General features: G+C 65.6%; 15 protein-coding genes and 1 tRNA gene. 2 read left to right on the top strand and 14 right to left on the bottom strand.

What is annotated here, in order from left to right; translation table 11 throughout:
* Positions 1-19: 19 nt before the first annotated feature.
* Both BMW26_RS03890 and BMW26_RS03885 read right to left on the bottom strand, forming a co-directional pair.
* Complete coding sequence (locus tag BMW26_RS03890; RefSeq protein ID WP_072590828.1) at positions 20-883, bottom strand: FHA domain-containing protein; 864 nt, start codon at positions 881-883, stop codon at positions 20-22.
* Positions 884-895: 12 nt separating this feature from the next.
* Positions 896-1,162 (bottom strand): hypothetical protein, encoded by a 267-nt coding sequence (locus tag BMW26_RS03885; RefSeq protein ID WP_053098914.1) that lies wholly within the window; start codon positions 1,160-1,162, stop codon positions 896-898.
* 218 nt (positions 1,163-1,380) lie between these two features.
* Between BMW26_RS03885 and BMW26_RS03880 the strand changes: the two genes are divergently transcribed.
* Positions 1,381-1,974 (top strand): fasciclin domain-containing protein, encoded by a 594-nt coding sequence (locus tag BMW26_RS03880; protein WP_072590827.1) that lies wholly within the window; start codon positions 1,381-1,383, stop codon positions 1,972-1,974.
* 228 nt (positions 1,975-2,202) lie between these two features.
* Here BMW26_RS03880 and BMW26_RS03875 read toward each other — a convergent pair whose 3' ends face one another.
* The 7 genes from BMW26_RS03875 to BMW26_RS03845 all read right to left on the bottom strand — a co-directional run bounded on the left by BMW26_RS03875 (position 2,203) and on the right by BMW26_RS03845 (position 6,935).
* Positions 2,203-2,862 (bottom strand): hypothetical protein, encoded by a 660-nt coding sequence (locus tag BMW26_RS03875; RefSeq protein WP_157557402.1) that lies wholly within the window; start codon positions 2,860-2,862, stop codon positions 2,203-2,205.
* 66 nt (positions 2,863-2,928) lie between these two features.
* A complete protein-coding gene (locus BMW26_RS03870) occupies positions 2,929-3,903 on the bottom strand; it encodes a hypothetical protein (RefSeq protein WP_072590825.1) in 975 nt (324 codons plus the stop codon).
* Complete coding sequence (locus BMW26_RS03865) at positions 3,900-4,379, bottom strand: RNA polymerase sigma factor (RefSeq protein ID WP_053098910.1); 480 nt, start codon at positions 4,377-4,379, stop codon at positions 3,900-3,902. The genes BMW26_RS03870 and BMW26_RS03865 overlap by 4 nt, the downstream gene beginning before the upstream one ends.
* Positions 4,380-4,534: 155 nt before the next feature.
* Positions 4,535-4,987: a hypothetical protein gene (locus tag BMW26_RS17575; protein WP_072590823.1), complete on the bottom strand. Its 453-nt coding sequence runs from the start codon at positions 4,985-4,987 to the stop codon at positions 4,535-4,537.
* 344 nt (positions 4,988-5,331) lie between these two features.
* The gene (locus BMW26_RS03855; RefSeq protein ID WP_157557401.1) at positions 5,332-5,550 is read right to left on the bottom strand and encodes a hypothetical protein; all 219 of its coding nucleotides are present in this window, start codon (positions 5,548-5,550) and stop codon (positions 5,332-5,334) included.
* A 284-nt stretch (positions 5,551-5,834) separates the two neighbouring features.
* A tRNA-Tyr gene (locus BMW26_RS03850) sits at positions 5,835-5,919 on the bottom strand.
* 86 nt (positions 5,920-6,005) lie between these two features.
* On the bottom strand, positions 6,006-6,935 hold the full coding sequence (locus BMW26_RS03845; RefSeq protein WP_072590821.1) for a carbohydrate kinase family protein: 930 nt from the start codon (positions 6,933-6,935) through the stop codon (positions 6,006-6,008).
* Between the two features lie 85 nt (positions 6,936-7,020).
* Between BMW26_RS03845 and BMW26_RS03840 the strand changes: the two genes are divergently transcribed.
* Positions 7,021-7,611 (top strand): hypothetical protein, encoded by a 591-nt coding sequence (locus BMW26_RS03840; protein ID WP_072590820.1) that lies wholly within the window; start codon positions 7,021-7,023, stop codon positions 7,609-7,611.
* 91 nt (positions 7,612-7,702) lie between these two features.
* On the opposite strand, the gene rpoC is transcribed toward BMW26_RS03840, so the two are convergent.
* The 5 genes from rpoC to BMW26_RS03815 all read right to left on the bottom strand — a co-directional run bounded on the left by rpoC (position 7,703) and on the right by BMW26_RS03815 (position 19,137).
* On the bottom strand, positions 7,703-11,578 hold the full coding sequence (rpoC, locus tag BMW26_RS03835) for a DNA-directed RNA polymerase subunit beta' (protein ID WP_053098902.1): 3,876 nt from the start codon (positions 11,576-11,578) through the stop codon (positions 7,703-7,705).
* An 85-nt stretch (positions 11,579-11,663) separates the two neighbouring features.
* Positions 11,664-15,167, bottom strand: coding sequence for a DNA-directed RNA polymerase subunit beta (gene rpoB, locus BMW26_RS03830; protein WP_053098901.1), 3,504 nt, complete (start codon positions 15,165-15,167; stop codon positions 11,664-11,666).
* A gap of 268 nt (positions 15,168-15,435) precedes the next feature.
* On the bottom strand, positions 15,436-17,136 hold the full coding sequence (locus BMW26_RS03825) for an ABC transporter ATP-binding protein (protein ID WP_053098900.1): 1,701 nt from the start codon (positions 17,134-17,136) through the stop codon (positions 15,436-15,438).
* Positions 17,133-18,098, bottom strand: coding sequence for an ABC transporter permease (locus BMW26_RS03820; RefSeq protein WP_053098899.1), 966 nt, complete (start codon positions 18,096-18,098; stop codon positions 17,133-17,135). Before BMW26_RS03820 ends, BMW26_RS03825 begins: the two co-directional genes overlap by 4 nt.
* 34 nt (positions 18,099-18,132) lie before the next feature.
* Positions 18,133-19,137, bottom strand: coding sequence for an ABC transporter permease (locus BMW26_RS03815; RefSeq protein ID WP_053098898.1), 1,005 nt, complete (start codon positions 19,135-19,137; stop codon positions 18,133-18,135).
* Positions 19,138-19,214 lie beyond the last annotated feature (77 nt).

Raw genomic sequence — 19,214 nt, 5'->3', positions numbered from 1 at the left:
ACCTCTCGTGTGCGTCTGTTCAGCCGAGTTCCCCCGATCCGTACGGTCGAATCGGCTGCTGCCTCTGGAAGGCGTACTCGCCACCCTGACGCCCTCCGAAGGGGCGTCCGTGATCGGCGAACTCCTCACGATAGAACGCCAGCCGCCAGGATCCGATCTCGATCCGCGATCCGGTGCGCAGAATCCGGGCATCCTCCGAGCTGTGCGGCAGATTGGGCCGCCCGCCGCCGGTGGGGGCGTACGAATACAGGACGTACTCGTCGTCCTCGTTGTGGCGGACTTCGGCGTGCAGCGCCTCCACTCCCTCGAGCCGCAGGTCGGCGTCCTTGCCCGAGCCGATCGTCGTCCGTCCGGGAAGGAGATCGAACTCACGCGGCCTGGTGCTGTTCCAGTCGCCGTTCCCGACCGCGAAGATCAGCCGTGGTCGACCGGATCCGGGAAGGTAGTGGGTGGTCGTCACCCGCCGCGGCACCCGACGTGCCAACGTGGGAACGAGGGGGAAGAGAGTGGTCGGCGGGGCGGGGAGGCGGAACCGGCTGCCATCGTCCCGCTGCTTCACCTCCGAGAGCAGCGCCGACAGATGTCCGAGCCTGATGTGCGACGACCCGGCGATCGCACGGCCGACAGGCCCTGACCTGACGTCGCCGAGCTGGAGCAGAGTCCCCTTCGGCCCTTCCACACGCACGCTGAGGCCTCGTCGCGACAAGGCATCGGCGAGAGGTGCCAGCTGCGTGAGCTCGCGGCGACCCATGCCGGTGAGGCCCGCAGTGGACTCGAACGAGATGACGACCTCCCGACCCGCGGCACGCACCGTGAAGCGAGTCGGAGATGCGCCGTCCGAAGCGACGTGCTCGACCTTCAGGTCGATATCGAGACGGATCATGGTGGCAGGCCGTCAGGCCGGCCGGCTCTCGCCGGACTCGCTGTCGCTGGTCGTCACGCGCAGCGTGCCGTTGAACTTCCACGTCGCGCGAGGCGCATCCGGCCCGATATCCCGAGGGACTTCCACGGTCATGTCCTCGAACGTGTAGTTGACCGCCGCTCCGCGACCGGTCAGATAGGCCCACATCTCTCGGCCGAGATCCGTCCAGTCCGTGATCGATGCTCCACTCGGCCCCGAGGCCTCGGAGAACAGTTCGGACGTTTCCTTCTCATCACTCATGGGGTGCTCCTTCGCTGGTGCCCGGTGGTGTTGAAGCGATTATGCGCGCCCCCGATCACTCTGTCCATATGTTTTTGAATACAGTCCAGAAACTCTCTTCCGCTCTCCGAGGCAGCTCAGAGAAACTTCGCGGCCGGTGCATCCGAACGGTGGTGACCAGCGGAATAACCCTGTGTCACGACCCTCGCCGTGACTCCGATCGACAATGGAGTTGAACGATGACTGGAAAGATCCGCGCCTCCCTCGCAGGGGTGGCCGCACTCGCCCTCGTCCTGACCGCCGCGCCCGCACAGGCCGCAGAGACAGCACGCCCCTCGGGGAACATCGTCGATGTTCTCGCCACCGCCTCAGGAGGAGGCGCTCCAGACCGAAACGCCAACGACTACGACCTGCTCGTCCAGGCGGTGCTCGCCACCGGCCTCGACAGCACGCTCGCAGATCCGGCGGGAACGTTCACCGTCTTCGCTCCGAACGATCGAGCCTTCCTGCGGCTGGTGTCCGACCTGACGGGCACCGCACCCGCATCCGAGGTGGCGGCACTGACCACGCTCACGACCGCCTTCACCACCGACCAGATCGCCGACATCCTGCTGTACCACGTCGTCGCGGGCAAGAAGCTGGGCCCGATCAAGGTCATCACGTCGAAGTCGCTCACCATGGCCAACGGCGGGGTCGTCCGGCCGCGCGGCGTCTTCTTGCGTGACGAGAGCCCCACCCTGCGGGACCCGGCCCTGGTGCTGTGGCGCGTGAACATCACCGCGAACAACGGAGTGATCCACACGATCGATCGCGTCCTGGTTCCTGCGATGTGAGCACGCCGTGAAAAGGAAACGCCCCCGAGGACGGGGGCGTTTCTCCGGCTCGTGGATCTCGTGATCGAGAACAACGAACAGAGGGTGGGCTTTTCCCGTGTCCCCGAGTCCTACCCTTTACAGGGATCGGGGCCCGCGATTCCTACGCGTTTCCCACGCGTTCCTTTCGCGATTCCCACGGATACCCCCGACTGCCCTACTCCTGCTTGAGGTGCCAGCGGGCGAAACTCAGGATTCGGCCGCGGTGCCGTCGTCCTCAGGTTCTGGCTCTCCCCAGGGCTGCAGCGCGAGGGCCGCAGCGATGGCACGGTCTCGGGCGGCCGTCCACCTCGCCGCTTCTTGCGACCCGAACGATGTCGCGACATCGCGGAGCTTGTCACCGACCAGAATGCAGGCCGCGCTCACCATCGCGGCGGCCTCCACCAGCAGGTTTCGTGGCAGAACGAAGCCTTCGGTGGTGAGGAACATCTGCAGCGCACTCAGCTCACCGTGGGCAACACCCGACAGCTGGGAGTAACGGGTGCGAGATCCATTGTCTGGTGCCGCCGCTTCCAGGAGGTTGGTCGCCAGCTCCGTGTAGCTGGGCGAGCGCTCGATGACTGAGGCCATGTGTTGGCTCTGCTGCTCCAGGTTGTCGAAATGCAATTCTGTTCCCCGGGCACCGTGGAGGATCGCAGCTTGGATGACAGGGTCGTTGAATCGGTCGAAGTTCGCCGGCGACAGGACATGGCCGAACCCGGGCTGTTCGAACAGTGAGAACTTGGCGTCTTTTGTGTGACGTGCGCGATGCAGCACCGACGAGATGGTGAAGTACACCTCCGCGTGACTGGCGGTCGTCATGTCGCCGATCTCGGGCTCCCAGAACGCGAAGTTCGGATTGAGAGTCATCGGCAGCACCATGCCCGAAGTCCCGTAGTTGCTCGGTAGGAAACCGGACCGGTCACCGAGAGGCGCCTAATTGGCGTCCCAGAGTGTGTATCCAATGACGCCAGCGGGGATGAAATCCTGAGCAGCCGTCAGCTCGTTCTCCATGCCGACGATCCGGCCGGTGTCGCGGGAGATGAGAACCGTGTCTTGGTAGGTCGTTGCCGGGTCCGCGACGCGCAATCCGATGACATCGCGCCCCAGTCGGTCCGTTGACTCGCCCAGGACGGTGACACCACCGGCCTCGACCAGCCGGTCGATGAGGATGTTGTGCTGCTCATTCGTCAAGGTCCAATAGCTCAACAGCCGGCCGATGACGACGAGGACCTCGCCCGATGATGAGGACTCCGTCGCGCCGAGGCTGGTGAGTGCCTTGTCCATCGACTCGCGAGACCCGTCATTCAGGTTCATCACATCGGCGGGGATCTTCAGATCCTGTGGTGCCGTCACCAGCTGTGTGATGGTGTCACCCGGTTGATACGGGCTCTCCTCGATGCCTTCGGGTCGCACACCGGCTGGCCAGTGAGATTCCCCGGCGATGATGCTGCTGCGGGACCCGGTCTCGGGCGCCCACTCGAATGTGACCCTCTGGGGCACAGACTCGACGCGTTCTTTCGCCAGGTCGATACTCCACCCCCACACGAGCGAGGAGACTCGACGTTCCTGGACCACGCTCACCGTCGACCCGAGGCGCTCCTTCGCCTCCTGCACGACTGTCGCAAGCGGCTGAGCGTTGTCATACTGCAACGGCGGAGGTGTGAGCGCTGTGGCCCGCTGGGCCGGTGCGAGAACGTTGGTCGCGACGATCACAATGGCCACGATGGCCGCCACTGCGACGGCAAAGCGCCCCCACGCCCATCCTCGCCGTTGTCGCGCGGGGGCGTACGTGCCTCGGATGATGCTCTCGCGCACAGCGATGGCCTGAACACTGAGCTCGTCAGCGGACGCCGTGGCGGGGTTGACAGCACGGAGCAGGCGGTCGATCTCGTCGTCAGGAATGATCACGATCTCCGCTCCCTCGGTTCAAGCTGTGCCCGCAGTTTCGCTCGTGCGCGAGTGAGGGTCGTCCACACAGCCGCCTGACTGGAACGAAGGACATCGGCGATCTCTCCGGCGCTGAGCTCATCCCAGTAGGTGAGGACAACGACCTGTCGCTCTCGGGCGCTGAGCGACTTCATCGCCTGTTGCAGCGCCAACGCGTCCAGCGGATGGATGGTGTCAGCTGCGCTGCGCAGTCCGCGGGTGAGAGCTTCCATCGCCCGCGCGCGAGAGTGAGCCTTTCGGTCGACGTCACGTAGCTTGTTGTCGGCGGTGCGGATGAACCATCGCAAGCCCATCGGCTTCACCGCGTCCAACTTCCGCCATGCGATGACGAACACCTCAGCTGCGATCTCGTTGACCTCGTCGGAGTTGTCGAGGTAGCACTCGAGATGCCGGTGCACCTTCGGCCAGTACTCGTTGAACAGCGACCGGAAGACCACGGCCTTGTTCGGGGCCGGTGCACCTGCAGCAATATGTGTCGGGACGAATGGGAACTCTTCAGCGACAGCGAAGACGACACGGAGTCCGTCCCCGAACCCCCATCGCATCACTGCAGCCGCCTCACTCATCGCACGTACCTTTCAGGCTAACCCGACTAAAGAGTGCAGAGGAGGTTCGTCGTGCCGGTTCCCACATCGGTTGAACTGTTCGGACCAGCGGTCCCGAGGACGGTCGCGGCGGAGTTGCGCGCGCGAACCAAACCAGAACTGCGCCCATTCGCGATAGACCCGACCGACCGAAGCGCCGAGGTGTTCACGTTCGTGCAGATGGTGAACGTCAGTTTCGATCCACTCATCCCGCTCCCGCTGTACGCGCAGTACGTGCCCGTGGCGCAGTTTCCCACTGCGCGGGCTGAGGTCGACTCGGTGGTGAGTGTCATCCCCAGTTCGGGCCACACGACCGTGGTGTCACTGAGGGCGATACCGCCCGGCACAGCCTCCAGCGCATAATCGACATCGGGATGGACGTCGTCGGACGCGTGCGCGACGGCAGGGCTCAAAGTCGCGGCGACGAGCACTGCGACAGCGACGCTGAGGATTCGTTTCATGATGCCTCCGAGGCAGGCGGGCGTGGACCTCGTACACACACGGGTCAGGGCGTGGGTGCGCCCGTGAATTCAGTATCTGCCGAGGCGTGTTCGCAGCCGGTGGCTAGGAGGCGCCCTTGCAGCTGCCGCAGAATCCTTACAAACATTTTCGGAGGGTGTCACCCCGGACAACGGTCCAGAGAAGACCTGGGACGCTAAAACCCATCTCGACACGATGTTCTGTGAGAAAAGCCAGAATCGGATCCGCGGCGGCAACACGGTTGCCTCGTCCGGTGAGTCGTTCGTCCAAGGCGAGCGCTGTGCTGCCTGCAAGCGTCAGCTTCGACGCACCGGGGGCGCGGTCTTCAAGCCGGGAACCGAAACAGGCCTCCCGTGAGACGGTCCAGCTCCGCGTCGATCCCCCTCACGATGTCTCGTGTCTCCTTGCTCTCGCCACGGAACGCGACCTCGAGGGCGCCGGTCAGTGCCGGGCTCCGAACCGCGCAGACGACGAAGCCGAACAGGAGCGCTCTCGTGGGAGTGAGGACACGCAGGTAGGGCAAAGCCGCCGGATTGATTTCCACCTCGACACCCTCCGCTTCATACACCTGCTACGTCGAGACTGAGCTCGCCTTGCGACGCTCTCGTCGTGCTTGTTGTCTGATCGGGTGAGCTGCCACTGCCCGACGGTCGCGCACAGTGCGACCCAGCCAGCCCAGGGACCTCTGGGCGGCCTGCCGACAGCTCACGCAAGAAGCAGAACTGGCACCGAAACGAGGAAAGCCCCCGGTATTCCCGGGGGCTTTCCTCGTTTGACCTGGCATTCTGAGATACGAGAACAAAATCCTCGAGATCCGGGAATACCCCATGGTGGCGAGTGAGGGATTCGAACCCCCGAATGCTGAGCAGTCTGATTTACAGTCAGATCCCTTTGGCCGCTTGGGTAACTCGCCAGAGCGCACCCGTCCGACTTCGACAGCCAACCGGGGGCACGATAGATAATCATACCTGCCGAGGGCAAGCGTGAGAAATCGAACGCTCAGCTGCCGAACACGCCGCGATCGGCGTCAGCGATCGACTCCGGAGTCCGGAGCAGGCCGCCCTCGGCCCGGCACGTCGCAGCGGCCACATCCATGGCTCGATCGAGCAGGTGCTGCCAGCCTTCCGCATCGGAGGGTGTCCCCTGAGCAAGGCCGGCCGCCACGGCCGCGAGAGTCGCATCTCCGGCTCCCACGGTGTCGACGACGCGACCGGGCAGCGTCGAGATGGGCGCCGTGACGATGCCGGCATCCGACTCGAGGGCTGCACCATCGGCGCCTGCGGTCGCGAGCACCGCGCTCACCCCGAGCGCGCGCAGCCGCGCCCTCAGCGCATCGAGATCGCCGTCATAGAGGAGAGCCGCATCATCGGCGCCGATCTTGACGATCGACGCTCCTGCGGCGGCGCGCTCGAAGCCCTGCACGAACTCGGCACCGTCGCTCAGCATCCCCGACCGTGGGTTCGGGTCGACAGCGAGGCGAGTGTCGCCGACGGCGTCGAGCAGGGCGTCGACCTCACCGGGCACGTCGAAGGGGAAGCAGCTGACGGCCACGAGATCCGAATCGGCGATCGCACGGACAGCCTCGTCGGAATAGCGGATGCTGCGCCGCTGCGCGGCCTCGTTGAACACGTAGACGGGCTCGCCGTCGGGACCACGCTGCACGATCGCCCGGGACGAGCCCAGCGGCGCCTCGCTGGCGATCAGCCGCACGTCGTGATCGTCGAGGTATTCGCGAATGTGCGCCCCCGCTTCGTCGTCCCCGACCATCGCGATCAGGGTGGTCGGCACGCCGAGCCTGCGAAGACCGACGGCGACGTTCAGTGCCGCGCCGCCGACCAGCTCACGCACCCCGCCGACGTCGTGGATCTCGTCGATCAGCGCGTCTCCGACGACGACTGCACCGGGCATACGGGAGGAATCATCACTCATTCCGCCGACACTACCGCGAGAGCGGCTTCTTCGGCGGTTCGGTCAGCCTCCCTGCGCGGGCTGGGCACAGCGCTACGGTGAGCGCATGAACGCTCGAATCGCCGCCGGCGCTGCGGCTCTCCTGCTCCTCGCCGTGCTCACCGGCTGCGATCCGACCGGTTCGGGCACCACTCCGTCGAACGATTCCGCTGAACCGTCGTCGAGTCCGGGACCGGACGAATCGGAGAGCCCGTCGCCCTCCCCCACACCGACAGAGACTCCGATCGCTCTGCCGACCGACTGCAGGGCGATCCTCTCGGACGACGTGCTCGCACAGCTCGAGGGAGTGCCACTCAATGACGCGGCGTTCGGACCGTCCGGGGTCGGAGACGACGGCGAGCTCACCTGCATCTGGGCGGATCCGAAGGCGGACACCACCCGGCTGGTCACCACCGTCTCCCTGATGAACCGAGGGCCGGCCCTCGACATGCTGAACGCTCTCGTGGCCGACGAGGGCTACACGTGCTTCACTCCCGACGGCGGCACGCGCTGCGAGAAGACCTGGCAGAACGAGCAGTACCCTGTCACCGACGGTCGCACCCTCTTCTGGCGGGACGACGTGCTGATCGACTCCCAGTACTCGAATCTCGCGCCCGAGGGATACACCTCGAGCATCGTGGCGCACCTCTTCGACTGATCCGTCCCCCTGTCCACGGCAGGCACCCCGGATCCGGGCACGAAGAAGGCCCCGGGCGAATCGCCCGGGGCCTTCTCACTCACTCACTCGATCAGTTGTACGTACCCGGCGTGATGTCGTCCGTCGAGAACGCGTCGAAGTCGACGTAACCGAAGTCGCCGTCGGCGTACGCACCGTCGGATGCGAAGATCCGGTTCGGGTAGCGCTCGCTCTTGGCTTCCTCCGTCGCCTCGACCGTGACGTCGCGGTACTTCGAGAGACCGGTTCCGGCGGGGATGAGCTTTCCGATGATGACGTTCTCCTTGAGACCGACCAGCGGGTCGCGCTTGCCCTCCATGGCGGCCTGCGTGAGAACGCGGGTCGTCTCCTGGAAGGAAGCGGCCGACAGCCACGACTCGGTCGCGAGCGACGCCTTCGTGATACCCATCAGCTCCGGACGGCCGGACGCGGGGCGCTTGCCCTCTGCCACAGCCTCGCGGTTGATCGCCTGGTAGCGCTTGAGGTCGACCATCTCACCCGGGAGCAGGGTCGTATCGGCGTGATCGACGACGGTGACCTTGCGGAGCATCTGACGGACGATGACCTCGATGTGCTTGTCGTGGATCGGCACACCCTGCGAGCGGTAGACGCCCTGGACGCCGCCGACGAGGTAACGCTGCACCTCGCGGGCACCCATGACGCGCATGACCTCCTTGGGGTCGAGCGTTCCGACCAGGAGAGGCTGACCGACCGTGACGTGCTGACCGTCCTCGACCAGAAGCGTCGCACGCTTCAGGACCGGGTAGATCACTTCCTCGTCACCGTTGTCGGGCGTCAGGATGACCTTCTTGGCCTTGTCCGTCTCGTCGATCGTGATGCGGCCATCGGCCTCGGCGATCGGCGATGCGGCCTTCGGGGTGCGAGCCTCGAAGAGCTCCTGCACGCGGGGCAGACCCTGCGTGATGTCATCTGCCGACGCCGAACCACCGGTGTGGAACGTACGCATCGTCAGCTGGGTACCGGGCTCACCGATCGACTGTGCCGCGATGATGCCGACGGCCTCGCCGATGTCGACGGTCTTACCCGTCGCGAGCGAACGGCCGTAGCACTGCGCGCAGACACCGACGGCGGAGTCGCAGGTGAGGACCGAGCGCACCTTGATGCTCTCGACACCGAGACCGACCAGCTTGTCGATGAGAACGTCACCCACGTCGTCGCCGGCAGAGGCGAGGACCTCGCCCTTGCTGTCGACCACGTCGGAGGCCAGCGTACGAGCGAACACCGAGTTCTCGACGTTCGCGTCGCGCACGAGCTCACCCTGCGAGTTCGGAGCGGCGATCGGGAGCTCGAGGCCCTTCGACGTGCCGCAGTCCTCTTCGCGGATGATGACGTCCTGCGAGACATCCACCAGACGACGGGTCAGGTAACCCGAGTCGGCGGTACGCAGAGCGGTGTCGGCGAGACCCTTACGGGTACCGTGCGTCGCGATGAAGTACTCCGCAACCGACAGACCCTCGCGGTACGAGGAGATGATCGGACGCGGGATGATCTCACCCTTGGGGTTGTTCACCAGACCACGCATACCGGCGATGTTCCGGATCTGCAGCCAGTTACCACGAGCACCCGACGACACCATGCGGTTGATGGTGTTGTCCTCGGGGAAGTTGGCCTTCATCGCAGCCTGGACCTCGTCGGTCGCCTCGGTCCAGATCTTGATGAGCTCCTGACGACGCTCGACGTCGGTCGTGAGGCCCTTCTCGTACTGGGACTGGACCTTCGCGGCCTGCTTCTCGTAGCCCGCGACGATCTCAGCCTTGTTCGGCGGCGTGAGGATGTCGCTCAGGGCGACGGTCACACCCGAGCGCGTGGCCCAGTAGAAACCTGCGTCCTTGATACGGTCCAGCGACGCAGCCGTCTCGACCTTGGGGTACTCCTCGGCCAGCTTGTTGACGATCTGCGACAGCTTGTTCTTGTCAGCCTGCTCGCGGACGAACGGGTATCCCTTGGGCAGCGTGTCGTTGAAGATCGCCTGACCGAGCGATGCGTCGACGAGACCGTGACGCTCGTAGCCCTCGGGAGCTTCGCCCTCGAGGAACGTGAGACCCGGGATGCGGATGCGGACCTTGGCCTGCAGGTCGAGGGTTCCCTCGTCCTTCGCCAGGATCGCCTCGCCCACCGAACCGAATGCACGGCCCTCACCGGCTGCGCCCGCCTTGACCGTGGTCAGGTGGTGCAGACCGATGATCATGTCCTGCGAAGGCAGGGTGACCGGGCGTCCGTCGGACGGCTTCAAGATGTTGTTCGACGCGAGCATCAGCACGCGGGCCTCGGCCTGAGCCTCGACCGACAGGGGCAGGTGGACAGCCATCTGGTCACCGTCGAAGTCGGCGTTGAACGCCGCGCAGACGAGCGGGTGCAGCTGGATGGCCTTGCCCTCGACGAGCTGAGGCTCGAAGGCCTGGATGCCGAGACGGTGCAGCGTGGGCGCACGGTTGAGCAGCACCGGACGCTCGCGGATGATCTCCTCGAGCACGTCCCAGACCTCGGGACGCGTGCGCTCGACGGCGCGCTTGGCCGCCTTGATGTTCTGCGAGTGACCGAGGTCGATCAGGCGCTTGATGACGAACGGCTTGAAGAGCTCCAGAGCCATCTGCTTGGGCAGACCGCACTGGTGCAGCTTCAGCTGCGGGCCGACGATGATGACCGAACGGCCCGAGTAGTCGACGCGCTTGCCGAGCAGGTTCTGGCGGAAACGACCCTGCTTACCCTTCAGCATGTCGCTGAGGGACTTCAGGGCACGGTTACCGGTACCGGTGACGGGACGACCACGGCGACCGTTGTCGAACAGTGCGTCGACGGCCTCCTGCAGCATCCGCTTCTCGTTGTTGACGATGATCTCGGGAGCACCGAGGTCGATCAGACGACGAAGACGGTTGTTGCGGTTGATCACACGACGGTAGAGGTCGTTGAGGTCGGAGGTCGCGAAGCGGCCACCGTCGAGCTGCACCATCGGGCGCAGCTCCGGCGGGATCACCGGAACGACGTCGAGGACCATGGCGGCCGGGCTCATGCCGGTCTCCAGGAACGAGTTGACGACCTTCAGACGCTTGATCGCGCGGATCTTGCGCTGGCCCTTGCCCTCGGAGATCTGCAGGTGCAGGCTCTCCGCCTCGGCTGCCAGGTCGAACGCCGCGAGGCGACGCTGGATCGACTCGGCGCCCATGTAGGCCTCGAAGTACTGACCGAAGCGGTCCTGGAGCTCGTGGAAGACGTCGTCCTCGGGACGCAGTGCGCCGACCTCGAGCGTGCGGAAGTCCTCCCACACGCGCTCGAGCTTGGCGATCGCCTCGTCGGCACCCTTGCGGATGAGCGACATCTCCTTCTCGGCGGCGTCCTTGACCTTCTTCTTCGCGTCGGCCTTGGCGCCCTCCGCCTCGAGGGAAGCGAGCTCCTCCTCCAGGCGAGCCAGGCGCTCGGCGATCTTCGCGTCGCGGCGGTCTCCGAGCGTCTTCAGCTCGAGACGGATGTTGTTCTCCTGCGTGCCCAGGTCGCGGTGACGAGCATCCTCGTCGACCGAGATGACCATGTAGGCGGCGAAGTAGATGACCTTCTCGAGGTCCTTCGGCGCCATGTCGAGCAGGTACCCGAGACGCGAGGGAACACCCTTGAAGTACCAGATGTGGGTGACGGGAGCGGCGAGCTCGATGTGACCCATGCGCTCACGACGGACCGAGGACTTGGTGACCTCGACGCCGCAGCGCTCGCAGACGATGCCCTTGAAGCGGACACGCTTGTACTTGCCGCAGGCGCACTCCCAGTCGCGGGACGGGCCGAAGATCTGCTCTCCGAAGAGACCGTCCTTCTCCGGCTTCAGGGTGCGGTAGTTGATGGTTTCAGGCTTCTTGACCTCGCCGTAGGACCAGGCGCGGATGTGGTCCGCGGTGGCCAGGCCGATGCGAAGCTCATCGAAAGTGTTTGACTCGAGCACAAATTCTCCTGTGTAGGAATTCTTCTGAAGAAATCGGGGAGGTGGGCCGCCGACCGGGCGTGACGCGCGGTCGGCGGCCTGGACCTTAGATCTCGTCGATCGAGGCGGCCTCGAAGCGGCTGGAGATGTTGATGCCGAGTTCCTCCGCAGCGCGGAAGGCCTCGTCGTCGGTGTCACGCAGGTTGACGAGCGTGCCGTCTGCCGAGAGGACCTCGACGTTCAGGCAGAGCGACTGCATCTCCTTCATGAGCACCTTGAAGGACTCGGGGATGCCGGGCTCCTGGATGTTCTCGCCCTTGACGATCGCCTCGTACACCTTGACGCGGCCGAGGATGTCGTCGGACTTGATCGTGAGGAGCTCCTGGAGCGCGTATGCGGCGCCGTAGGCCTCGAGGGCCCACACCTCCATCTCACCGAATCGCTGGCCACCGAACTGCGCCTTACCACCGAGCGGCTGCTGGGTGATCATCGAGTACGGACCCGTCGAACGTGCGTGGATCTTGTCGTCGACCAGGTGGTGCAGCTTCAGGATGTACATGTAGCCCACCGAGATCGGCGCCGGGAACGGCTCACCGGAGCGGCCGTCGAACAGCTGCGTCTTTCCGGTCGAGTCGATCAGGCGGATGCCGTCACGGGTCGGGGTGGTCGCGTCGAGGAGACCGGAGATCTCCTCCTCGCTCGCACCGTCGAACACCGGGGTCGCGACCTTGGTGCCGGGGGCAGCCTCGAACGCGTCCTTGGGGAGTCGCGCAGCCCACTCCGGGGTGCCTTCGACCTTCCAGCCCTGCTTCGCGATCCACCCGAGGTGGGTCTCGAGCACCTGGCCGAAGTTCATTCGACCGGGGATGCCCAGCGGGTTCAGGACGATGTCGACCGGGGTTCCGTCCGCGAGGAACGGCATGTCCTCGATCGGGAGGATCTTGGCGATGACACCCTTGTTGCCGTGACGACCGGCGAGCTTGTCACCCTCGGTGATCTTGCGCTTCTGGGCGATGTAGACCACGACGCGGCGGTTGACACCGGAGCCGAGCTCGTCGTCGCCGTCCTCGGCGTTGAACTCCTTGACGGCGATGATCGTGCCCTGCTCGCCGTGGGGCACCTTGAGAGAGGTGTCACGGACTTCGCGGCTCTTCTCGTTGAAGATCGCGCGGAGCAGACGCTCTTCCGCCGACAGCTCGGTCTCGCCCTTCGGCGTGACCTTGCCGACGAGGATGTCGCCGGGGCGGACCTCGGCACCGATGCGGATGATGCCGCGCTCGTCGAGATCCTTCAGGAGCTCGGGGCTGACGTTGGGGAGGTCACGGGTGATCTCCTCCTTGCCGAGCTTCGTGTCGCGCGCGTCGACCTCGTACTCCTCGATGTGGATCGAGGAGAGGGTGTCGTCCTTGACCAGGTCCTGGCTCAGGATGATCGCGTCCTCGAAGTTGTAGCCCTCCCACGTCATGAACGCGACGAGGAGGTTCTTTCCGAGTGCCAGTTCGCCGTTCTCGGTGGCGGGGCCATCGGCGATGACCTCTCCGACCTCGACGCGGTCGCCCTCGTTGACGACGACCTTCTGGTTGTACGACGTGCCCTGGTTCGAGCGGTCGAACTTGCGCAGGTGGTAGTCCTGCGTTCCACCCTCGTCGAGCATGACGGTGACGCGGTCTGCGGAGACCTCGGTGACGACACCCGGCTTCTCAGCCGTGAGCACGTCGCCGGCGTCGATGGCCGTGTAGCCCTCCATACCGGTTCCGACGAGCGGCGAGTCGCTGCGGAGCAGCGGCACAGCCTGACGCTGCATGTTGGCGCCCATGAGTGCGCGCTGTGCGTCGTCGTGCTCGAGGAAGGGCACGAGCGAGGTCGCGACCGACACCATCTGGCGCGGCGAGACGTCGATGTAGCCGATCTCCTCCGGAAGGAAGAGGTCCACCTCACCGCTACCGCCCTTGGGGCGCGCGAGGACGTGGCTCTCGCGGAAGCGACCGTTCTTGTCGAGCGGGGCGTTCGCCTGCGCGATGTTGAAGTCGACCTCTTCGGAAGCGGTCAGGTAATCGATGTGCTCGGTGACGACGCCACCCTCGACCTTGCGGTACGGGGTCTCGATGAAACCGAACGAGTTGATGCGCGCGAACGTCGCGAGAGCACCGATCAGACCGATGTTCGGGCCTTCAGGGGTCTCGATGGGGCACATGCGGCCGTAGTGCGACGGGTGGACGTCACGGACCTCGACGCCTGCGCGGTCACGGCTCAGACCACCGGGGCCGAGAGCCGAGAGGCGGCGCTTGTTGGTCAGACCCGCGAGCGGGTTGTTCTGGTCCATGAACTGCGACAGCTGCGAGGTTCCGAAGAACTCCTTGATCGCGGCGACGACGGGGCGCACGTTGATCAGGGTCTGCGGCGTGATCGCCTCGATGTCCTGCGTGGTCATGCGCTCGCGGACGACGCGCTCCATGCGGGACAGACCGGTGCGGACCTGGTTCTGGATCAGCTCGCCGACCGCGCGGATGCGACGGTTGCCGAAGTTGTCGATGTCATCGGTCGCGATGCGGATGTCGGCCTTCTTGCCCGAGCGGATGCCGGGGAAGGTCTCTTCGGTGCCTGCGTGCAGACGCACGAGGTACTTGATCGTCGCGACGATGTCCTGAACCGTGAGGACCGAGTCGGTCAGCGGAGCGTCGAGACCGAGCTTGTGGTTGATCTTGTAACGACCCACCTTCGCGAGGTCGTAGCGCTTCGGGTTGAAGTAGAAGTTGTCGAGGAGCGCGCGGGCGGCCTCGGCGGCGACCTGCTCGCCCGGACGCAGCTTGCGGTAGATGTCGCGGAGCGCATCTTCCTTCGTGACGATCGTGTCCTTCGCGAGCGTCTCCTCGATCGAGGTGTAGCCGGCGAACTCCGTGAGGATCTCCTCGCTGGTCATGCCCAGCGCCTTGAGGAACACGGTGACCGACTGCTTGCGCTTGCGGTCGACGCGCACGCCGACCTGGTCGCGCTTGTCGATCTCGAACTCGAGCCATGCACCACGGCTCGGGATGACGCGAGCCGACACGATGTCCTTGTCGGACGTCTTGTCGGGGGTCTTGTCGAAGTACACACCGGGCGAACGCACGAGCTGCGAGACGACGACGCGCTCGGAGCCGTTGATGATGAACGTTCCCTTGTCGGTCTGCAGCGGGAAGTCGCCCATGAAGACCGTCTGGGTCTTGATCTCACCCGTGAGGTGGTTCATGAACTCGGCCTCGACGTACAGCGGAGCGGCGTACGTCTTGCCGCGCTCCTTGCACTCCTCGATCGAGTACTTCTCCGGCTCGAGGTAAGGGTTGGTGAACGACAGCTGCATCGTCTCGCCGAGGTCCTCGATCGGAGAGATCTCCTCGAAGATCTCGCCGAGACCGCTGTTCTCGTTCACGTCGGTGCGGCCGGCCTTCTTGGCCTCTGCGACTCGAGCCTTCCAGGCGTCGTTGCCGACGAGCCATCCGAAGGATTCCGTCTGCAGAGCGAGAAGGTCAGGGACCGTCAGCGTGTCGGAGATCTTGGCGAACGAAAGACGGGAAGCTCCGCGTCCGTTCTTGGTGGTGGTGGATGTGGATGCGTTGCGAGCAGCAGCCAAGGGAATAACCTCCGTGAGCCCCGCAGGGCTTCTCGATTCCTTTGTCGTCAGGTGGAGTGTGCGCTCAAAGACTCAACGAAATGCCGACCACCATATGAGGGCACGGAGAAGCGAGCGCAACTACCAACTATACGCGCGATCTTGCGACATGGCAAGCGCAATCCTTGACCTTCTTCGGATGCTGCGGTAATGGCACCCGGAAGCGTCGTCCGTCGACCCGGTGCGCCCGCCCCGGAGCTCGCGCTCGGGGCGGGACGCATCGTCGTCGTCAGGAGGCGATGTTGAGTTCGTTCCCCGGGATCGACGCCAGCAGACGTCGCGTGTACGGGTCTCGAGGATTCGTGAAGATCTCCTCCGAGGATGCCGCCTCGACGAGCGAGCCGTCCTTCATCACGCACACGTAGTCGCTGATCAGGCGGACCACGGCGAGGTCGTGGGAGATGAAGAGATAGCTGAGTCCATACTCGGTCTGCAGGTCGCCCAGCAGGTTCAGGATCTGATCCTGCACGAGGACGTCGAGCGCTGACACGGGTTCGTCGCACACGATCAGCTCGGGCGAGAGCGCGAGCGCACGGGCGATCGCGACACGCTGACGCTGACCGCCGGACAGCTCGGACGGATACCGGCGCAGCATCGACTGCGGCAGCGCCACGTCGTCGAGCAGCTGCCGGACGCGCTTGCGCCGATCGGCGCCGCTCCCCCGCTTGTAGAAGTCCAGCGGCTCGGAGATGAGGCGCTCGATGGTGAACATCGGATTCAGGCTCGAGTACGGATCCTGGAAGATCGGCTGCACCTTCTGCCGGAAGTCCCGGGTCTCCGCACGGGTCAGCGAGGAGACGTCCTTTCCCTCGTAGCGGATGAGACCGCTCGTCGGCTCGATGATCTTCAGCAGCATCCGCGCGGTCGTCGTCTTGCCCGAACCGGACTCGCCCACGATCGCCACCGTCTCGCCGCGCGGGATGGCGAGCGACACGTCGTCCACGGCGACGAAGTCCTCTTTCTGCCCACGGACCGGATAGACCTTGGTGAGGTTCTCGATCTCGACGATGTTGTCCGCTGTCGGCAGGGCGAGCGCGCTCGAGGCGTCCTCGGCTGCGTTCGGATCGGACGGACGCTCCTCGGCGTGGAACGCCTCCGGGCGCAGACGCGCGGCAGCCACCGACGGCGCCGCCTGCACGAGCGACTGCGTGTAGGGGTGCTGCGGATTCTCGAGGATCTGCTTCGCCGGCCCCTGCTCGACCACCTTGCCGCGGTGCATCACGATGACGCGCTCGGCACGCTCGGCCGCGAGTCCCAGATCGTGCGTGATGAGCAGCACGGCGGTGCCGAGCTCGCGCGTCATGTCGCCGATCTGGTCGAGGATCGTCTGCTGCACCGTCACGTCGAGCGCGCTCGTCGGCTCGTCCGCGATCAGCAGGCGCGGTTTGCACGCCAGGCCGATCGCGATCAGCGCGCGCTGGCGCATGCCGCCGGAGAACTCGTGCGGGTACTGCTTCGCGCGCTTCTCGGGATCCGGCAGTCCGGCGGCTGTCAGCGCCTCGACGACCTTCTGCTGCACGTTCTGCCTGGTGGCGAGTCCGTGGGCGAGCAGGGTCTCGGCGACCTGGGTGCCGATCTTCGCGACCGGATTCAGGTTCGACATGGGGTCCTGCGGCACGAGGCCGATGTCGCGCCCGCGGATGGTGCGCAGCTCGCTCTCGGGAGCGCGGGTGATGTCCTTGCCGTCGAGGCGGATGCTGCCGCCGGCCACGCGCCCGCCACCGGCGAGCAGCCCGATGATGGCCATGGCAGTGGTCGACTTGCCCGACCCGGACTCCCCCACGATCGCGACGGTCTGGCCCGGCGCGATCTCGAGGTCGACTCCCTCGACGGCGTGCACGACGCCGTCCATGGTGGCGAAGTCGACCGCCAGCCCTTCAACGGACAGCAGCGGAGCGTCCGTGGTCCGTGTCTCTTTCGCAGCGTTCATCGTGCTCTCGTCCTCGGGTCCATGGCCTCGCGCAGGGCTTCACCGAACAGGGTGAAGCCGAGCGCGGTGACCGCGATGCAGATGCCGGGCAGGAATGCCAGCCATGGCGCGATGGCCAGCTCGGCCTGCGCATAGGTGAGCATGCGGCCCCACTCGGCCGTCTCGGGGCGACCGCCGCCGAGACCGAGGAACGACAGCGCCGCCGCATCGATCACCGCCGTCGCGAGCGTGAGCGTGCCCTGCACGATGACAGGTCCGATGGCGTTCGGCAGCACGTGCGACATGGTGATCTGCCCGCGACCGAGCCCCAGCGTCTGGGCGGAGAGCACGTAGTCGCTCGATCGCTGCTGCAGCATCGACGCCCGCAGGAGGCGGGCGAAGATCGGAACCTGGGATGCTCCGATGGCGATCATCACCGCGAAGGGCGTCTGACCCAGGATCGCGGCGATGGATACCGCCAGCAGCAGGTTCGGCACCGACAGGATGATGTCGACGATGCGCATGATGAGGGTGTCGACCCATCCGCCGAACGTGCCGGCGAGGAGTCCGAGGATCATTCCGCCGACCAGACCGAGCGCGGTCGAGATCACACCGATCAGCAGCGACGCCTGCGCGCCCCAGATGAGCTTGGAGAGCACATCGCCGCCGAAGCGGTCGAGCCCGAGGGGGAACTCCGGCAGCTCCCCCGGACCGGGGATGTGCGTCGGCGTGATGTACTTCGCGCCGGGCAACGCCGTCTCGGGGTACGGGGCGAGCAATGGCGCGAGCACCGAGACGAGGACGAACACCAGCACGATGCCGGCGCCGATCCAGGCCGTCGGGTTGCGGCGGAGGCGGCGGAACACGTCGCGCCAGAACCCCCCGGGCCCCTCTTTGAGGCCGGCCTGATTCACGGCGACCGTGTCGACGACCGAGCCGCTCGCCGCGGACGGTCCCTGCGCGGGTGGGAGCGAGATGGTCATGACGCCACCCCCTTTCGGAGAACGAGACGGATCATCACTGCACCCGCACTCTCGGATCGATGAAGCTGTACGACACATCGACGGCCAGGTTGATCAGCGCGTAGGCGATCGCGATGAAGATGATGAACCCCTGCAGCACGGGGAAGTCCCGTGTGAAGATCGCCCTCGCGAGGAAGGACCCGATGCCGGGGAACGCGAAGACGGTCTCGGTGAGCACTGCCCCCGAGATCAGGAGCCCGGTCTGCAGACCGATCGTCGTGATCACCGGCAGCATCGCGTTGCGGAGGATGAAGCGACTGCGCAGCGTCGACGAGCCGACGCCCTTCGCCCGCCCCGTCCGCACGTAGTCCGCGTTCTGCACTTCGAGCACGCTCGCCCTGGTGATGCGGACGATGATCGCGAGCGGGATGGTGCCGAGCGCGAGTGCCGGGAGCACCAGGTGCATGAGGGCATCCCAGGAGGCGTCGAACTCGCCGGTGATGATGCCGTCCCACACATAGAACCCCGTCGGATGGGTGGCGTCTATTCGTGGATTCTGCCTGCCGTCCGACGGCAGCCAGCCGAGCTGCACGGCGAACACGTACTTGAGGATGAAGGCGAGGAAGAACACCGGGATGGTGATGCCGATGAGACTCAGCACGACCGACGCGTGGTCGGTGAACTTGCCGTGGCGGCGAGCGGCCCAGTATCCGAGCGGGATGCCCACGCCGACCGCGAAGATGAGCGCGACGACGCTCAGCTCGATCGTGGCCGGGAATCGGCGGAAGAACTCCTCCGTGACCGGCCGGTTGGTCTGGATCGATGTGCCGAAGTCGCCCTGCAGCAGGCGGCCGACCCAGATGAAGTACTGCTCGATGATGGGCTTGTTGAAGCCGTAGAGCTCGTTGACCCTCGCGATGGCCTCGGGTGTCGCCTTCTCGCCGAGAAGCGCGACGGCCGGGCCGCCGGGGAGGGCCCTGACCCAGGCGAACAGCAGGATGCTGAGGCCGATCAGGGTGGGGATGAGGAAAAGCAGTCGTCTGCCGATGGTGCGCAGCAAGAGGTCTCCGTTGATCAGAAGGTACGCCGGGCCCGGGTCCCCGCGGCGAGCGCGGGGACCCGGGTGGGCAACTCAGT

Origin of the sequence: Microbacterium sp. 1.5R (assembly GCF_001889265.1) — a bacterium.
Lineage (GTDB): Bacteria > Actinomycetota > Actinomycetes > Actinomycetales > Microbacteriaceae > Microbacterium.
The sequence above is the reverse complement of the archived record's forward strand: the minus strand, read 5'-3'. Positions and strand labels throughout refer to the sequence as shown.